The following is a 16,755-nucleotide window of genomic DNA, read 5'->3' on the forward strand; positions in this document are numbered from 1 at the left end:
GAACGGTGGGAAAGCTTAAACGCCGAACAACAAGAAAAATTCCCCCCCATTTGCCCAGATTTTATCATCGAACTGCGATCGCGAACCGATTCCCTCGAAACCCTTCAACAAAAAATGACCGAATATCTTGATAGCGGTCTAAAATTAGGGTGGCTCGTTAACCCGCAACAACAACAAGTCGAGATTTATCGCCCCAGTCAGCCTGTTGAGATTGTTCAACTCCCCAGTCGTTTATCGGGAGAAAGTTTGTTACCCGGATTTGAACTCGATTTAGCCCAATTTTGATATTGATGAAAGCATCAAACTTCGTTACAATGAGCAAACGTGAGTTAAAAACGAGTCGAAAGCTCGGCGCTGTGGAAACAGACGCTTTATCACATCTTGTAAATTAATCCAATGAGCGGTGAGTGAGAAGCCAGTCAAGCTGGTAAGATACGAGCATATTATATCTGTTTGACCCGGCTCCGCATAAAAAAATCCTACTAAATCGTAACAATGGGATCAAAACGAATGGCTACAAAAGTTGGCGATAACGCCGAAAAGCAAAAAGCATTAGCTCAAGTTCTCAACCAAATTGAGCGGAACTTTGGAAAAGGATCAATCGTCCGTTTAGGCGATGCTCCCCGCATGAAAGTCGAAACCATTCCCAGTGGAGCATTAACCCTAGATTTAGCCCTGGGTGGGGGAATCCCCAAAGGACGGGTAATTGAAATTTATGGCCCAGAAAGTTCGGGTAAAACCACTTTAGCCTTACACGCGATCGCCGAAGTCCAGAGAGCCGGGGGAGTCGCCGCCTTTGTCGATGCAGAACACGCCCTCGATCCCAGTTACGCATCCGTTTTAGGGGTTGATATCGAGAACCTGCTGGTGTCTCAACCCGATACCGGAGAAATGGCGTTAGAAGTCGTCGATCAACTGGTGCGTTCAGTTGCAGTTGATATTGTGGTAATTGACTCTGTAGCGGCTTTGGTTCCCCGCGCAGAAATTGAAGGGGATATGGGAGACGCTCACATGGGGTTACAAGCGCGTTTAATGAGCCAAGCCCTGCGGAAAATTACTGGTAATATTGGTAAGTCCGGTTGTACGGTTATTTTCCTCAACCAACTGCGTCAAAAAATTGGAATTACTTACGGAAACCCCGAAACCACAACAGGCGGAAATGCGCTGAAGTTTTACTGTTCAGTTCGACTCGATATTCGCCGTATTCAAACCCTGAAAAAAGGCTCCGATGAATATGGAATTCGGGCTAAAGTTAAGGTTGCTAAAAATAAAGTAGCTCCTCCTTTCCGCATCGCTGAATTTGATATTATCTTCGGAAAAGGGATTTCAACATTGGGCTGTTTAGTTGATTTAGCCGAAGAAACAGGAATTATTAAACGTAAGGGTTCGTGGTATAGCTACAACAGCGATAATATTGGTCAAGGTCGAGAAAAAACCATTATTTACATGGAAGAAAACCCCGAATTTACCGCGAATATTGAGAAATTAGTTCGCGAAAAATTAGATGGCGGTGCAGTCGTTTCTTCTAACTCAGTCGGACAGGTTGATGAGTCTGAAGATTATGAAAATGACGAAAATGGAACCGGAGAAGAAGAATAATAAAATCAACGTTTTTCTCATAGAGAATTAGGAGTTAGGAGTTGGGAGTTAGGGTTGATAAATCATCCTCAATTGTGAAGTTATAACGCCCTAATTCCTATTGATTTTAACTCTAAGATTTGACAATTAAAACACAGAAAATATAACCTCCTTAGCCTTAGTGTTGAGGGGGTTTTTCACTGATTAAATGAGTTTCTATAGCGGTACACCCGAAAAACTAGGTTTTTGATAGTTTACGGGGAAAGGATGAGGTAAATTATGCAGTTACAGCGTTTCCTAATGCTAAGTTTATTGTTAAAGAGGTTTGGAGGTGCATCTGTTTAGCAAAGGTGTTACCTCCAACCCCTCAATACTTTGTACTTCCTCTGCTTGAACCGACATTCGGTAGTTGGAAGCACGGATCAGCGAGTTAGCGTTTTCTTTCAACTCATCCTGTTTGAATTGCGGTGGAACCTCTCAAAGTCAAAGTTCCACCGTTTTTTTCAACTACGAAGATACAGCCATATTTGTCGGCTTGCCAACCACTTCTCCGCGCAACATTCGTCCGGCGGCTTCAAGTAACTGTTCTTCGAGATAAGGCTTGGTAAAATACCCTCTCGCCCCCAACTGATAAGCCATCTGGCGGTGTCGATCCGCACCCCGAGACGTCAACATCGCGATCGGTAAATCAACCAAAGCCGGATCTTTCTGCATCCGAGACAACAACTCTAACCCATCCATCCGAGGCATTTCAATATCACAGAAAACGAGATCACAAGGTAAACCCGACTTCAGTTTTTCCCAGGCTTCTTTCCCATCTCGCGCTTCTTCAACCCGATAACCCGATTTTTCAAACGTAATCGATAACAGACTTCGCACCGTAATCGAATCATCCACAATCAATACCGTCGGCTGAGTCTTCTGAGGTAGCTGTTCAGTTGGTGCCGAAATCCCCGATGGCCAAGGACTAGCTTCCTTACGAATCCGACCCATTGCCAAATCAATCAGTTCCAACACATCAGCGATCGCCACAATCTGACCATCCCCTAAAACCGTTGCACCTGCGACACCCACAGGCTTCGGCACAGGCCCTTCCAACTGCTTAATCACAATTTCCTGTTCAGCCAACACCTGATCCACGACCACCGCCAAATGAGTTCCCGCCGATCGCAACACAATCACCGAAATCATATCCTCCTCAGTATTCGTCCCGTAGACATTCCCCCGTCCCAAATGCCGTTTATAGGTCAGCAACTCTCGTAAATGCCGACAAGGAAGTAACGAACCCCGCCATTCCAAAGCCTGTTTACCATCGCTCATCGTCTGAATTTGCTCCCGAGGAATATCAATCATCTCCTCAACCCCATCCATCGGAAACGCAATCCGAGCGCGATCGCTAATACAACACAACGCCCGTGAAATACTCATATTCAACGGCAGACGAATGGTAAACGTCGTTCCCTTACCCAAAGTCGAATCCGTTGTAATCGTGCCTCTAATCTCATTTAAACTGGTTCGCACCACATCCATCCCCACACCACGACCTGCAAACTCATCGGCTTGGTCTTTCATACTAAAACCTGGATGGAACAGCAAATCATAAACATCCAAATTCGACATCGTAGCGGCTCGTTCCGGTGTCACCAGTCCTTTACGAATCGCCTTTTCCTTCACCCTCTTAACATCAATTCCCGCCCCGTCATCAGAGATCGCAATCACGGTTTGATTCCCCTGGTGAAAGACCTTAATCGCAATCCGACCATTGGCAGACTTTCCCGCCACTACCCGCACATTTTGGGGTTCAATCCCATGAGTGATCGCATTATTGACCAAATGAATTAGCGGATCGTGCAATTTACCCAATAGCATTTTGTCAATTAAAGTCTCTCGACCTTCGACATAAAGTTCCGCCTGTTTTCCACACTTAATCGAAATATCTCGCACCGGACGCGCCAATCGATCCGCTTCTTGGGCGAAAGGTTCCATTCTCGCTTTTGTTAACCCTTCCTCTAGCTGAGTTGTCACCTGTCGTAATTGACGACTGACTTGATCGGCTTCTTCGACCAAAAATTCAATATCTGCCGCCGACTCTCGAACTCGCACCACCAACTCAATAATTTCTTGAGACAAGGTATGGAAAGGCGTAAACCGATCTAATTCTGTAGAATCAAAATCATCGTCATACAACTGGGCAATCGGATCATAACCCCGATTTTTTTGTTTATCATCTGAACTGCTGCGCGAAGTATTCCACACCGAACTTTTGCGCCCCGACAGCAACGAAATTTCTAATAGACTTCGTTCATAAAAATCCTGCATTCGCTGTCCAACATCACTTAATAGCGACACCTGATCGAGCAAATTATCCAAAAACTGTCGCATCCGTTCTTGATCTTGCTCTAAGCTATTTCGATTAACAACCAATTCACCCATTAAGTTACTGAGGTTATCGAGTTGTTTGACCGGAACTTTCGCAGTTTGTTCAAAAACACGCTGAGATTTCCCCGTACCCCGTTGTCGCATTCCCCCGCCCCCGTTTCCGGCTGGCCCTTCGTCACCGCCTAATAATCTTTCGAGGTCAGCAAATTCGTTATCTTCTTCTTCAAAATCTTCTTCTTCCTCATCGTCTGAGTCCATCTCCTCTTGGGCTTGTAACAAAGCATCCAGGTCTGAAAATAAACCCTCCTCTGCGGTGATCAGTTCTGCTTCTGTGTTGCGATCATGCTCAAAACTTCCGTCGTTTGTGTCTTGATGGAGTAACAGTTCTAAATCATCAAAATCTGTCGTCCCGGACGTTTTAGAAGCCGTCACTGTTTCGACTGGGGCGGTTTGCGACTCGGCTTTCTCTGTTTCTTCGTCAAGATTTTCAAATAAGTCACTAAACAAATTGTCAGAATCGATAGAAGACTCCTCTGAGGAAGTCATCGGTATTGAGGGAGTTTGGGGAGTTGAATGAAAAGATTGATTTTCTGTTTCTCCATCCCCACTAACGAGATCTTCAAACCAGTCTGAGTTATCATCATCCGACACAACGGGAGAAGAACTATCCTGAATAAACTGTGGTTTCGAGGAGGAAAACACTTCAGCTTGAGAAGCCTCAAATAAATCCTCAAAACTGAGATTTTCTAAATCAAAATCTGATAGAGAAGTGTTCCGTTGGCAATAATTTGATCGAGATTGAGCATCCTTTCCCAAACGACTTGTTGTGCCGATATTCAGCAAATCATCAAAATCCGTCGTGTTTAAATCAACGCTGACGGGGGCTTTTTTCCCTGAAGAAAAACCCGTAGGTTGAGGTGATCTATTCGTTTGATCAGATTGAGTTTGAGGCGAACGGCTGTTAGCATCTTGTTCGTCTGAGTCCGAACCAAACAAATCTAAAAAGTCGTAATCTAGATTCGGATTCGTTCCTCGATCTTCAAAGGAGTCTAATTCTGATGATTCGATGCGAGATTCTTGTTGCCAACCGCGTTCAATCGAGTGATCTCCTTCAAAGAGATCGGCAAGACTTTTTAATTCTTCTGCGGCAATTTCTGGACCTTTAGGGGTGGGTTTTAAAGCATCCATTGTTGATTCAGAAGCCGACCAATTTTCTAAGAAAGAGAGATCAATGTCTTCGTCTTCTGAGACAGTTTCCGACAATTGATCAGCCCTTTTAGCCATCTTTGAAGATGACGATCTATTCTGATCGTTTAGAGCATTCTCTGTCTTCGTCTCAATAGATGATGGTGTTTTTTGAGCCGTAGAATCTTCTAAGTTGGGGTTAACTCCAGTCGAGTCACAGATTACTCCGCCCTCCGGGTTCGGCAGTTGCTTCAAGTCGGGGAACCCGCCCAACGCACTGCTCTCACCGTAAAACGACGGAGACGGCACGGACCGTTGGTCTGTTTGTGATGTACTAGACTTTGGTAACAGATTTTTGAGATCAGAACTCACCTCAATTTCATCTTCTCGATTGTCAAGCACCAACTCTTGAGCTTGTTTAATCGCTTTAATCGTGATCGGAGCCAGTGTAGAATAAGTATTTTGCGGATGAGATATCACTCGTTCTACTGTTGCAAAAAACTTTGACCAGTCAGACAACTCAAAGGTTTCTCCCGCTCGCCCTAAACTCCGGCAAATTTCGATCAACGCTTTACGGCTAGAAGCATTTTCGGGTTGTCTAAAAAGTTGCAACATTTCCCGCAGTTGATCGGGAACATCACTCCGAAAAAACAACTCTTTGGCACTATTTTCAAGAGGCTTAGAGGCTGTAGCTTTTACCGTTTCTAGGTTAATATTACTTGCCGTCGCGGAAGTTGGAGAAATAATCGTCGGTTGAGTTAAAATCAGTTCAGTTAGAACCACTTCATGTTGTTGGGCTAACACCTCAAGTTGAGAGTTAAGGCGATCAAAAGTCGGCCCAATTTTTTGGAGTTGATTTTGAGCCAATTCATCGGTTAATCCATAGGGACTCGATAAGCCCTCAATCAAAGCTTTGAGAGTATCAGAAACGGCTAAAAAGGATGATTCTAAGTCTTGTTCAACTTCAACCCGAGACTGAGCTTGAATTTTTTCGAGTATTTTAAAGCTATCTTCTAAGCGGTGAGCCGTCGTTTGAATGCTGGTTAATCCTAACATTGCCGCTCCCCCTTTAACCGAGTGAGCCGCCCGATACACTTCATAAAGCAGGTCAGGATCTTCGAGGGTAGACTGTAATTTCAGCAACCCTTGTTCGATCGTATCCAAGTGATCTTGTGCTTCTTCAATAAAGTATCCCAGGATGCGTTGTTGTTGTTCAGCTTGCATAGTTCGTGATTAAAAATAAAGGATTTTAAAGATTGAGAAGTTTAGGAGTTTACCCTTTCCTCTGGATGATTCTCCGTTACCCCTGTTTTTATTTTCGCTCAGACGGATCAACTCGGAAGCGTTCTACAGAAGTCAGTAGATCTCGAGCGACACCGACGAGGTTACTCAAAGCATTAGAAACCCGATGGGCTTCTTGAGACGTTTCTTGAGCGCTATGTTCAACCGCTTGCATCACTTGCGCCACCGCCCGAGCCGTTTCATTTTGTTCAACGGTATCGGCTGTAATTGAACGTACTAAAACATCAATCCGGTTTGTGACTTGAATAATATCGTCGAGGGATTGCTTGGCTTTTTCGGCGAGTCGGGTACCATCGATCACCTGTTGGTTTCCTTCTTCCATTGCCATCATTACAGAGTTGGTCTGACTCTGAATTTGCATGACAATTTGTTCAATATCTTTGAGTGATTTAGCGCTACGATCGGCCAGTTGTCGAACTTCATCGGCGACAATCGCAAATCCTCGTCCGGCTTCTCCGGCTCGGGCGGCTTCAATACTGGCGTTTAAGGCCAATAAGTTGGTTCGTGAAGCTATCGTCGAAATAATAGCAACAATTTTAGAAATCTCTTGAGACGACTCTGCTAACCGTTTCACCTCACGGGTGGTTTCAGCCACGGTTTCGCGAATCTTCAAAATCCCGGCGACAGTCATCTGCACCGCTTCCCCGCCTCGGGTTGCCACGTCTGCTGCTGTTCTTGCTACTTCTTCGGCTTCTCGCGCACTATCAGCAACCCGTTGAATGGCATCGGTTAGCACTTGGACTGAGTTGAGGGTGGCGGCTAATTCTTCGGCTTGTCGCAACGCATCTCCGGCTACATCTTTAGCAAAGGTCGCACTATCGGTGGCCCCTTTACTCACCTGACGCGCCGCCTGTTTCACTTGCACAACGATTTCTCGAAGATTTTGAATGGTTAAGTTAAACGAGTCTGCAACCGCCCCTAAGACATCGGCTGTGACTTCTGCCGTTACGGTTAAATCGCCTCGGGCTGCTCCTTCTACGTCATCGAGTAAGCGAATCACTTGTCGTTGTAGATTTTCTTTGGCTTCTTCTTGTTCTTCGGCTTTCCGTTGCGCCTCGACTGTGGTGGTTTCGATAAACTGAGCCATGTGGTTGAATTTTGCCGACATTTGACCCAACTCATCAATCGCATAGACTGTTGCCCGGGCTTTTAAGTTGTTGCGAGAGATAGAATCAAATTGATGCTGTAGATCTTGAGAGGCTTTTGACATTTGTCGAGAGGCAATATTACCCAAGCCCCAAGCACTTAAAAAGCTGGTGACTCCAGCGACCATGGTCACAATCCAACCTGACGTTCTCAGGGAATTAACAACCTCTCGTTTTTGGTTGAGAGCGGCGGTCTGTGTGATAATATTTGTTGCTGTCGCCACCAAAATCAAAGTCGCCACTCCTGTCCCGAGAGCCGTATAGAAAAACTTAACTTTAAAGGTTTTATTTTCTAGAAAAGCAAACGCTCCTTGTTCAACAGTAACCGTTGTTTCAGCCGGCTCATCAATCTGAGAAGTAAAGGTCGTAACCACTTCTTGATCGAGAGGAACATTAAACAGTTCGTCATTGCTAATGGCTGAGTTATCTCGATCTAAAGCGCTACTGGCCGTGACGGTAAAATCACTATCAACTTCTTCGTTAAAGCCGGAGGAGTCAGAAATAAACGCCGCTTCTTCTTCTCGGCTTGCTTCAAAGTCCGGTAGGTTCCCTAAATCATCAAACTCATCAAAATTATCCAAAAAGTCATCTTCATCGAGGTTAGAAGAGGTGGTGTTGAGATCTTCGTTGAAGTCTTCTGACTCTGTAAATTCATCGGAAAACTCATCATCTGGGGTGTGACCTGTCCCATTGGCGTGGGAGAAATCTGACTCCTCTGCAAAGGTTTCATCATCAAAGGCATCTAAGCCAAAACTATCAGGAATCTCGCTAGCATCAAACATCTCCTCATGATCGCTGTTGCCATTGTTGACAGAAGATCCATTCGACCAAGAGGATTGATTTAAAAATGAGGGAGTTTGCTCGTCGTCGTCATCGCTTTCTGGGTCAGGATCTGCGGTAAAATCGTCGAGTGTAAATCCCGACTGAGCATCTAACTGAAAATCATCCTCGGTTGAGCCGGATGGCTCCATGAGTAAGGTTTCTGCTTCGGCATCTCCCCCGTGCAATTCTTCGTCAAATTCTTCGTCAAATTCTTCTATTTCTTCGGTCGGAGGAATATAGCTTTTACCATTGGCTTCTTCAGTCAGTGTGGCTGCTGTCGTTGCTGGCTGATCGGATGAACTGAAGTGCAAATCCTCAGAGATGTCTTCGTTTTCGCCTAACTCTGAAAACTGTAGGGATTGAAAGATATCATCTAAATCGGAGTTGAATTCATCGAGATCGATGCCTTCGGCGTTTTCTGAAACATCGCTACTCGCTGTCGAGTCAGTGACAGTCGGCGGAGTTTGAGAGCGACCATTTTGTTCTGGGGCAGTGGCAGCAGGTTCGTCGTCCTCAAAATCCCCAAGTTCCATGATGTCATCGATCTCGAATGCTTCCTCTGAATCGGTTTCGGGAGTGTCAGACTGAGGATGGGTATCGTAATTTTCAGGGGGTTCTTCTGCCAGAAAATTACCTGACCAATCTTCATCGGGTTGTAGAATGTCTGGTTCTCCTGAGTCGGAGAGTTGTTCGTCATCAAGCTCAAAGGGATCGGATTCGAGTTGAGTGGCGATCGCATCGTTTTCATCAATCGGATCACTCGCTCCCGGGTCGCCTTGAGCAAAGGGATTTTCAGGGGATTCGGAGTCCAGATTACCACTGTTCATTAAGTCCTCGAACTGTAAATCCCCACTGAGATCTTCTAGACCTAAGTCGTCATCACAAAGATCAATACTGATCTCATCGAGGTCTGCTTCTGCCTCCATCCCAAGGGCTTCCAGCGGAGATTTAGACAGATCAATGTCAATTTCTGCATTCAGGGGAGAGGAGTCTAAGTCTGAGACGGAGAGTTCTTCTAATTCGTCTAAATTCAGTTCAGAGTCGAGTTGAGTTTCGGAGTGGTTCGCAAACTGATCCTTGTCAGCATGACTAATGGCGGTTTCAGCCATCAGTTCAGAGTCTTCGAGTTGAGTGTCGGCCGTACCGAGATCATCAGGATCATCGAGAGCGACCCCTGAGCCGAGATCACCACTGACCGCGTAGGCGGCGGAGTCGGCGATATATTGATCGGCTTGGGTCATCGCCTCATGAGCCTGGTCGATCAGTTCGGGGTCGTCGGTCAGCTCTAACACGGCAAAATACTGTTCTCGCGCCACCTCAAACTGCTGTAACCCGTAACCATAGATGTAGCCGCACAGCAACCGAGCGGATGGATCTTCTGGATAATTTTCAACCAACTGATAGACTAATGCTGCCGCTTCTTCATAATTTCCTTGGTTGTAAGCGGCTTCTGTTTGTTGATACTCTTGCAGGAAGTCTGTACTTGCTTGCATTACCTATTCCCCTTTCCGTTTTTTTAGTTCTTTATGGCTTAATGTTTTAGCGTCTCAAATTTAGTCTTTTATTTAATTGAAGTCGGTTTGGCGGGAGCGAGAGTGCCTATGATTGGCTATTTTATTTTTTATTTTTTTGGGTAGTTTGATTACAGAAAGTTTAAGGGGTTGGACTGGGTGAAAGTTGAGAACGAGGTCAGTTTTGCGAGTCGAGATTGTCTTTTCAATCGGGTTGATCAGGCTGAACTGTTAATGTTTAAGCGGCTCCCCATCGGGCTGAACGCACAACAGCGATTTGATCAAGAAGTCGCAGGGGGTCTTTATTCTCACCCATCTGACATTCTCCTCTGATAAACGGCGCCATCGTATCTGGAACTTGATTGGGCATTTTCATCTGTTCGATATCGAGCCAAACAATATCACCGATTTTCTCGACTGCTAAACCCAAAATCGTATCGTGGTCTTCAATAGCAATCACCGGAATCTCCGTGCGATCGGTGTTAAGAGGGATTTGATCTCCGAGAAATTGACCGAGATCAGCCACCCATACCACTCGACCTCGAATATTGAGTGTTCCTAAGAGTAAGGGAGAAATATTCGGAATCGGAGTCATTCGATCCGGCGATTGGGAAAGCACTTCTTTGATCCCAATTGCCGATAATGCCAGTTCCATCCCTGAAGGCAGATAAAATCGCAAGTGAGGTTCTCCCTCTGGAGTCTCTAGTTCTTGAAACTCGGGGCTATCTGGACTTTGGCCTGTTAAAAAGTCAGGATTACCGACCATAGGATCAATACTCAACCTCGCAGTAATTGTTTGACGGTTCCGACCAATTCAGTCGGTTGAAAGGGTTTAGCAATATAAGCATCTGCTCCTTGTTTCATCCCCCAGTAACGGTCAAACTCTTCCCCCTTAGAAGAACACATAACAACTGCAATGTTCTGGGTTTTGAGGTCAGACTTTAAACGCCGACACAATTCATATCCATTCATGCGAGGCATAACAATGTCAAGAACCACCAAATCCGGACAATGTTTCTGCACTTGTTCTAAGGCTTCAACACCATCACTTGCTACCGTTACGTGTAAGCCACTGTCTTTGAGGAGATTTGAGATCATCTCCCGTTGTGTGACACTGTCTTCTACGACCATAACTGTACTCATACTGTCTGACTGAATTCCTGGGTTTAGGGTTAACGGGCGGTCATGGAGAAGCGGGAGAGAGTGTATCCGACGAACAATTGAGGTTAGCCCTCGCGCCGAGGAAGGCACTCCGGTTTCAGACCAAACGGTTAATTACGACTACGCTTGAAGAATACTCTAATATAGTATTGTTTGATTCAAGTATACCCAAAAACGTTTAAGTATTTTAAGCTCAAAAGGATCAAGACATCCAAGCTATTGCTCAAAGCTATCCTCAATTTCGTCGGCTAACAACCTTTCCGACGGGAGTCGATTCGGATCTCCAACACCGACATAAGTTTCGACCAATGTCAATAATTCACTTTCCCCAAAGGGTTTAGTCAGATAATCTGTCGCTCGCACCATTCGGGCTCGGAGTCGATCAATAAATCCATCAATCCCGGTTAACATTACGATGGGGGTTTGGCGAAAGGCAGTCGAGTTCCGCAGCATTGCACAGATTTCATAACCATTAAGTTCGGGCATAGCAATATCACATAAAATCAAATCCGGTTTGAGTTGAAAAACCAAACTGAGTGCTTTGAGGGGATGACTGATTGCTGTCGCTTCATAACCCTGTAGATCGAGAATAGATTCTACTGTTTTGCGGATCACAACATCATCATCAATACAGACAATTCGTGGAACTTTTTTAGAAAGATCAAACTGATTTTGAGCCGGAGATTCACTTTTTGAGGTCGGATGTAACACTTGCACCAGCCCCTGTTGTACAAAAGGATACATCGCTTTGGTCACAGTCACAATATCTCGGTTCAAATAGCGAGCAATTTGCCGAAAGGTTGTTTCTCCATTAGCCCAACGGTTCAGGGTGTCAAAAGCATTCGGACGTAATGTCTGCTGTAATTTCTCAGGGTCAGGAATGAGTGGACATTGATTGGGAGATTGAATATGAGGATGAAATGTTTTCCACTCTTGGACTTGCTTCATAATTTTCGCCAAGAGAGAACTAATCTCTAAGGTCGTTAACTGCGGAGCGAGGGGAGCACCCATTTCAAAACTAAACGAACCCTGGTGCAAACTCAGCAGATCAAACAAGGTTTCATAAACCATCCCATGAATAATACTGCGAGCTTGGGCGGGTGTAATTAGATTTTTCTCTAATAAAGCCCAGAGGTAGCCGTATTCAGGAGCATTCACCGAAGCAATAGAAGGAACTTCAATCTGATCGAGGGCGTTATCGGCTTGAAAACGACGGAGGTAGTCGCGCAAGCGGGACAAACTATCTTCGCTCTGACCTGCATAAATAATGCGACCATTAAAGCAAAAAACCAACCAGCACGGCCCTCCCAATTGAGGACGACGCTTACCCCCGGTTGTACTAGACGTGGGGCTATAAGCCTCTACCATAAGTTCTCCGGTTCGCTGACCTAGCTCAATCAGTTGCAGAATACTGCGGATATCAATCTCACTTAAAGAGCCTTGCATGCAGCAAGTGGCCTCCTGATCACCGTTGAATTCTATGTACATCCTCTCACACCAACCGCTTCGGAATTTGGTGTAAACTTTCCTTCTACTGAGATCGGTTCCGAAAGCCGTGACCCACTTCCGACTCTGCTGATGAGTAGCCGCAAGCTGATTCAATACAGGAAACTTCGTCTAATTCACTCGCGCTCTGACTCCCGTGATAATTTTTGATTGAACAGGAGAGAATTTTGAGGCGAGATCATCAATCTTTTCGGCAATTATTGCACTTTAGCTGAGATGCTCGCTGACTCACACTCATCCACTTTACACTGACATACCGCTCGTGAACGCAATTTGGTAAGATTTCAGAGTGTACATCCTGAGGAAATGTTCTGGTGGCTATTAGCGGTAGAGTAAAATTGAGCAGGAACACCGATCTATCGATCCACGATTGAGACTGAATAATTTCTGTCTGTCGATTCTACTTAAACACCTCACGAGGACGATCACCGTGCTGTATTTAGCGGAAGTACAAAAGCAGAGAAGCTTTGGCTTGGGGAGCAGTCGGGCTGAACTCAAATTGCTGGCGTGTCAGCGAGGAGAGAACAACTGGAGTGCTGTTACGGGTGATGAGGTGATTCCCGCAGAAGATGCCAATAACTTTAAAGACGGGGCTTTAGTCTTAGTAGACCTCAACAACAACAAACACGTTCAACGCATTCAAGACGCGGCTCGACAGTTGGTGAGTATTCTCCAAGATTTCTCTCGCTTACAAGACAAGTTCAAAACTCAACAAGAGGAAATTGAACAGTGGAAAGAGTCTCTGACTTATCAAAGTCAAGAACTTAATCGTCGTGAAATGGAAATGGAGGCGCAACGTGAACAACTCGAACAGCTAGAAGAAGAGTTTGAACGCCTCGATCAGCAACGCCAAGAAGTTGACTCTGCACGGGAAGAAAGCGAACGACTTCGCTCTGAATTAGAGCAGTCCCAAGCTGAAATTAACCAAACTCGTGAACAATTACAACACCAGATGCAGCAGCTTGAAGAACGACTTGCGGGTTTACAAGCGGCTCCCTCTCTCAGCGACGAACATTCTCAACAACTTCAGTCTTTATTGGCTCAACTCTCGACTCCGGTGACTCTTGATGCTTTGCAAAGCCAACTTCAACAATCAACGGAACGCCTAGAAGCAGGACACTCGACTTTACAACACCATTGGCAACAACTTCAAGAAAAACAAACTTCTGCCGAGCAGTTACAACACCAAGTTGACGAAACTCGTGACTCTCTCCAAACCCAATGGCAACAATGGTATAATTCTCAAGACGCTCTGACTCAAACTCAATCCCAACTTCATACTCAACAAGCTCAATTAACGGCGAAACTTGAGTTATCTCAAAGCTGGCAATCTCAAATTCAAAGTCGTCAAACTTTGTTAGAACAATTAGAAAAGTTAGCGGCTCAGTTTGATGATATCAATAGTGTGGGCGTGATTGTTAATGTTTCGGCTTTAGAAGCGATGCCGATTAATCAACTTCAGCAAGAGGTTGAAAAACTCCAACAAGAATGGGATCGTTGGTTTCGGATGGTTAAAGAACAAGAAGATGAGTTGAAATATAAGCGAGAAGAAATTGAAGAACTTCAACAAAAACTTACCCATTCTACGGATGGAGAACGCTCTCGCCTCGAAGGTGAATTGACGGATGAACATGATGCCTATGAGATGTTAAATCGGACGCTTGGGGGTCAACGTCGTACACTTAGAGAACGTGAAGCTAATTTAATTCGGCATCAGGCGGTATTATTAAAACGTCAAGGTGTACCTGCAAATGCTCAGACCGATGGCCCTGTTAATTTTGATCGGGTTTTATCGAGTTTGAATACTCAACACCAAGAACAACAGCAAAAATTACAAGACCTCGAAGCTGAAATTTCTCAAATTCAAACCACAATTCAACAAACCGAAGAAACAGTTAACCAACAAACCAACGAACAACAACAAAAACGTCAACAACTTGAAGCTGAAGAACACAGTTGGCGCGAACAACATCAAGCTGTTTCTCAACTCTGGGGAGGTGTAAATTCATATCAGCAAATGTTGCAACCCATTCAAGATCATTGGAATGAACTCAAACAACAAATTGAAACGACAACTACAGAATTCAATCAACTTCATCAAACCCGTCAAGAACAATCTCAACAAATTGAACAGTTACAACAAATTGTTTCTAATTTAATGTCTGCTTAAATTTGACAATCATAAAAGTATGGAAAAAGAGTTTGAAATTCATCAAAAAGTGCGAATTATCGGCATTCCGGACTACATTAAAACAGCGGAACCGATGCCCATGTTGCGCCCTCCTAACGTGGTTAAACTCGGAGAAGAAGGAACTATTCTTGATCGGCGTCCGGGCGGGTATTGGGGTGTTCGTTTTGAAAAAGGAGCCTTTTTACTCGAGAGTCAGTACCTAGAAGCCATTGACTTACCTGAATCTAATCCGTCTCCAGAATCGTGATCTGATTGTCAATTGGGGTTGATCGGGAGAAAGAAAAAAGTTTTCACTTCTGAGTTCTGTTGCCTGATTGTTTAAGGTTAATAGAAAATCAATGCACATTCGCTTAATATTTTTACTCACAATAATTGATTCCCAATCGTACAATAAGAATTAGGTGAAAAATCAACATCTACTGGAAAAATAAAGGAAACGCTCTTTAATGCAAACACTCAATAAACCCCTACAACAACAAGAGATAGACAAGCCATTAACCATTGCAGGAAAAAGCTTTAACTCTCGCCTGATGACTGGAACAGGTAAATATCGTACCCTAGAACAAATGCAGCAAAGCATCCTCGCCAGTGGATGTGAAATTGTCACAGTTGCAGTCCGACGGGTTCAAACCCAAGCCCCCGGACATGAAGGACTTGCAGAAGCCATTGACTGGACAAAAATTTGGATGCTTCCCAACACCGCAGGCTGTCAAAATGCAGAAGACGCCATTCGGGTAGCCCGTTTAGGACGGGAGATGGCAAAATTATTAGGACAGGAAGACAACAATTTTGTCAAGTTAGAAGTTATCCCAGATCCCAAATATCTGTTACCTGATCCTTTTGGTACCTTAGAAGCCGCAGAACAGTTGGTAAAAGAAGGGTTTGCAGTGCTTCCCTATATTAACGCTGATCCGTTGGTTGCCAAACGTTTAGAAGAAATTGGCTGTGCGACAGTCATGCCTTTGGGTTCGCCAATTGGTTCGGGACAGGGAATTAAAAACGCTGCCAATATCGAGATTATCATCGATAATGCCAAAGTTCCCGTTGTGGTGGATGCGGGAATTGGAACCCCAAGTGAAGCCGCGACAGCGATGGAAATGGGCGCCTCGGCGTTATTAATTAATTCAGCGATCGCTTTAGCCGGACAGCCTGCGATCATGGCACAAGCGATGGGAATGGCGACTCAGGCGGGTCGTTTAGCGTATCTATCGGGACGGATTCCCATTAAAAATTATGCCACAGCTTCTTCTCCGGTGACGGGAACGATTAGTTCTTAAGTCTTGTGATCTAAAGTTCTCAGAGGTTCCCTACCCAGGGGAACCCACAAGTATACCTAAAGTTATTTAACTATGGGCAAATTTTTGTTACTCTAGACTAAATCAAATGAAACGAGGACATTAATTTATGCCTTATACAACCGAAGAAGGTGGACGCCTAAACAACTTTGCTGTTGAACCCAAAGTTTATACTGCTGAACCTCCGAACAAAAATCAAGTCCGCAATTATATCATTTTAGGATCTTTAGGTATTGCTTTAATTGTTGGTTTAATTGTTGTCGCGGTTGGAGTTTCTGGTTAACAAAAGAGAAGATTTTTTAGCATCGTTCTTTAAATTAAATTAGGCGTTCTTAACTCATCCAGGTGTTTGAAAGTTCAGATACCTGGTTTGTTTTTTTATCAATAGAAGAACCTCTCCCTAACCCTCTCCTAGAAGGCGAGGGAATAATATTAATTAATGGCGAGGGGGGTCAAGAAGAACCTCTCCCTAACCCTCTCCTACCTCACCGCAACGCCCTCTCCTACGAGGAGAGGGAAATTGTGTCCCTCGCGGGACTATTAATTAGTCGAGAGGGAAAAGGTGTCCCGTCGGGGACTATTTATTAATCGCGAGGGGAGTTAACTTTCTTCGGTCCTTTTAGGGGGCCCCCAGGGCTGTTTCATTCTCAGTTAAAAATTGCCGGGGTTGATGGTGAGTC

At 44.8% G+C, this 16,755-nt stretch carries 12 protein-coding genes; 7 read left to right on the forward strand and 5 right to left on the reverse strand.

Annotated features, from left to right (window positions below; translation table 11 throughout):
- Both M595_RS24925 and recA read left to right on the forward strand, forming a co-directional pair.
- Positions 1-285, forward strand: a 285-nt coding sequence (locus M595_RS24925) for a Uma2 family endonuclease (RefSeq protein WP_023069336.1), incomplete at its 5' end; no start/stop codon positions are given.
- A gap of 225 nt (positions 286-510) precedes the next feature.
- Entirely contained in the window at positions 511-1,599 is a 1,089-nt protein-coding gene (recA, locus tag M595_RS24930; protein ID WP_023069120.1) for a recombinase RecA, read from the forward strand.
- A gap of 486 nt (positions 1,600-2,085) precedes the next feature.
- Here recA and M595_RS24935 read toward each other — a convergent pair whose 3' ends face one another.
- From M595_RS24935 to M595_RS24955, 5 genes are all read right to left on the reverse strand, one after another.
- Positions 2,086-6,366 carry a response regulator gene (locus tag M595_RS24935; protein ID WP_023069335.1) on the reverse strand — a complete coding sequence of 1,427 codons (4,281 nt, stop codon included), beginning with the start codon at positions 6,364-6,366 and terminating at the stop codon, positions 2,086-2,088.
- Between the two features lie 88 nt (positions 6,367-6,454).
- Entirely contained in the window at positions 6,455-9,904 is a 3,450-nt protein-coding gene (locus M595_RS24940) for a methyl-accepting chemotaxis protein (RefSeq protein WP_023069337.1), read from the reverse strand.
- Positions 9,905-10,160: 256 nt separating this feature from the next.
- The gene (locus M595_RS24945) at positions 10,161-10,688 is read right to left on the reverse strand and encodes a chemotaxis protein CheW (RefSeq protein ID WP_023069341.1); all 528 of its coding nucleotides are present in this window, start codon (positions 10,686-10,688) and stop codon (positions 10,161-10,163) included.
- An 11-nt stretch (positions 10,689-10,699) separates the two neighbouring features.
- The gene (locus tag M595_RS24950) at positions 10,700-11,065 is read right to left on the reverse strand and encodes a response regulator transcription factor (RefSeq protein WP_040484643.1); all 366 of its coding nucleotides are present in this window, start codon (positions 11,063-11,065) and stop codon (positions 10,700-10,702) included.
- A 234-nt stretch (positions 11,066-11,299) separates the two neighbouring features.
- On the reverse strand, positions 11,300-12,529 hold the full coding sequence (locus M595_RS24955) for a response regulator (RefSeq protein ID WP_023069333.1): 1,230 nt from the start codon (positions 12,527-12,529) through the stop codon (positions 11,300-11,302).
- A gap of 490 nt (positions 12,530-13,019) precedes the next feature.
- Here M595_RS24955 and hmpF point away from each other — a divergent pair, with 490 nt between their 5' ends.
- From hmpF to M595_RS24975, 5 genes are all read left to right on the forward strand, one after another.
- Positions 13,020-14,759, forward strand: a complete 1,740-nt coding sequence (gene hmpF / locus M595_RS24960) for a pilus motility taxis protein HmpF (RefSeq protein ID WP_023069332.1) — start codon at positions 13,020-13,022, stop codon at positions 14,757-14,759.
- A gap of 19 nt (positions 14,760-14,778) precedes the next feature.
- A complete protein-coding gene (gene sipA / locus M595_RS24965) occupies positions 14,779-15,027 on the forward strand; it encodes a regulatory protein SipA (protein ID WP_023069338.1) in 249 nt (82 codons plus the stop codon).
- 199 nt (positions 15,028-15,226) lie between these two features.
- The gene (locus M595_RS24970) at positions 15,227-16,057 is read left to right on the forward strand and encodes a thiazole synthase (RefSeq protein WP_023069339.1); all 831 of its coding nucleotides are present in this window, start codon (positions 15,227-15,229) and stop codon (positions 16,055-16,057) included.
- Positions 16,058-16,184: 127 nt separating this feature from the next.
- Complete coding sequence (psb34, locus tag M595_RS30810) at positions 16,185-16,358, forward strand: photosystem II assembly protein Psb34 (RefSeq protein ID WP_009787864.1); 174 nt, start codon at positions 16,185-16,187, stop codon at positions 16,356-16,358.
- Between the two features lie 62 nt (positions 16,359-16,420).
- Positions 16,421-16,663, forward strand: coding sequence for a hypothetical protein (locus M595_RS24975; RefSeq protein WP_023069334.1), 243 nt, complete (start codon positions 16,421-16,423; stop codon positions 16,661-16,663).
- The last annotated feature ends 92 nt before the right edge of the window (positions 16,664-16,755 follow it).

The organism is Lyngbya aestuarii BL J (genome assembly GCF_000478195.2).
GTDB classification, from domain to species: Bacteria; Cyanobacteriota; Cyanobacteriia; order Cyanobacteriales; family Microcoleaceae; genus Capilliphycus; species Capilliphycus aestuarii.

Coding starts and splice junctions, on each gene's coding strand:
- M595_RS24955 (WP_023069333.1), bottom strand. CDS start 12,529: ATGCAAGGCTCTTTAAGTGAGATTGATATCCGCAGTATTCTGCAACTG.
- recA (WP_023069120.1), top strand. CDS start 511: ATGGCTACAAAAGTTGGCGATAACGCCGAAAAGCAAAAAGCATTAGCT.
- sipA (WP_023069338.1), top strand. CDS start 14,779: ATGGAAAAAGAGTTTGAAATTCATCAAAAAGTGCGAATTATCGGCATT.
- M595_RS24945 (WP_023069341.1), bottom strand. CDS start 10,688: ATGGTCGGTAATCCTGACTTTTTAACAGGCCAAAGTCCAGATAGCCCC.
- M595_RS24950 (WP_040484643.1), bottom strand. CDS start 11,065: ATGAGTACAGTTATGGTCGTAGAAGACAGTGTCACACAACGGGAGATG.
- M595_RS24970 (WP_023069339.1), top strand. CDS start 15,227: ATGCAAACACTCAATAAACCCCTACAACAACAAGAGATAGACAAGCCA.
- M595_RS24940 (WP_023069337.1), bottom strand. CDS start 9,904: ATGCAAGCAAGTACAGACTTCCTGCAAGAGTATCAACAAACAGAAGCC.
- psb34 (WP_009787864.1), top strand. CDS start 16,185: ATGCCTTATACAACCGAAGAAGGTGGACGCCTAAACAACTTTGCTGTT.
- M595_RS24935 (WP_023069335.1), bottom strand. CDS start 6,366: ATGCAAGCTGAACAACAACAACGCATCCTGGGATACTTTATTGAAGAA.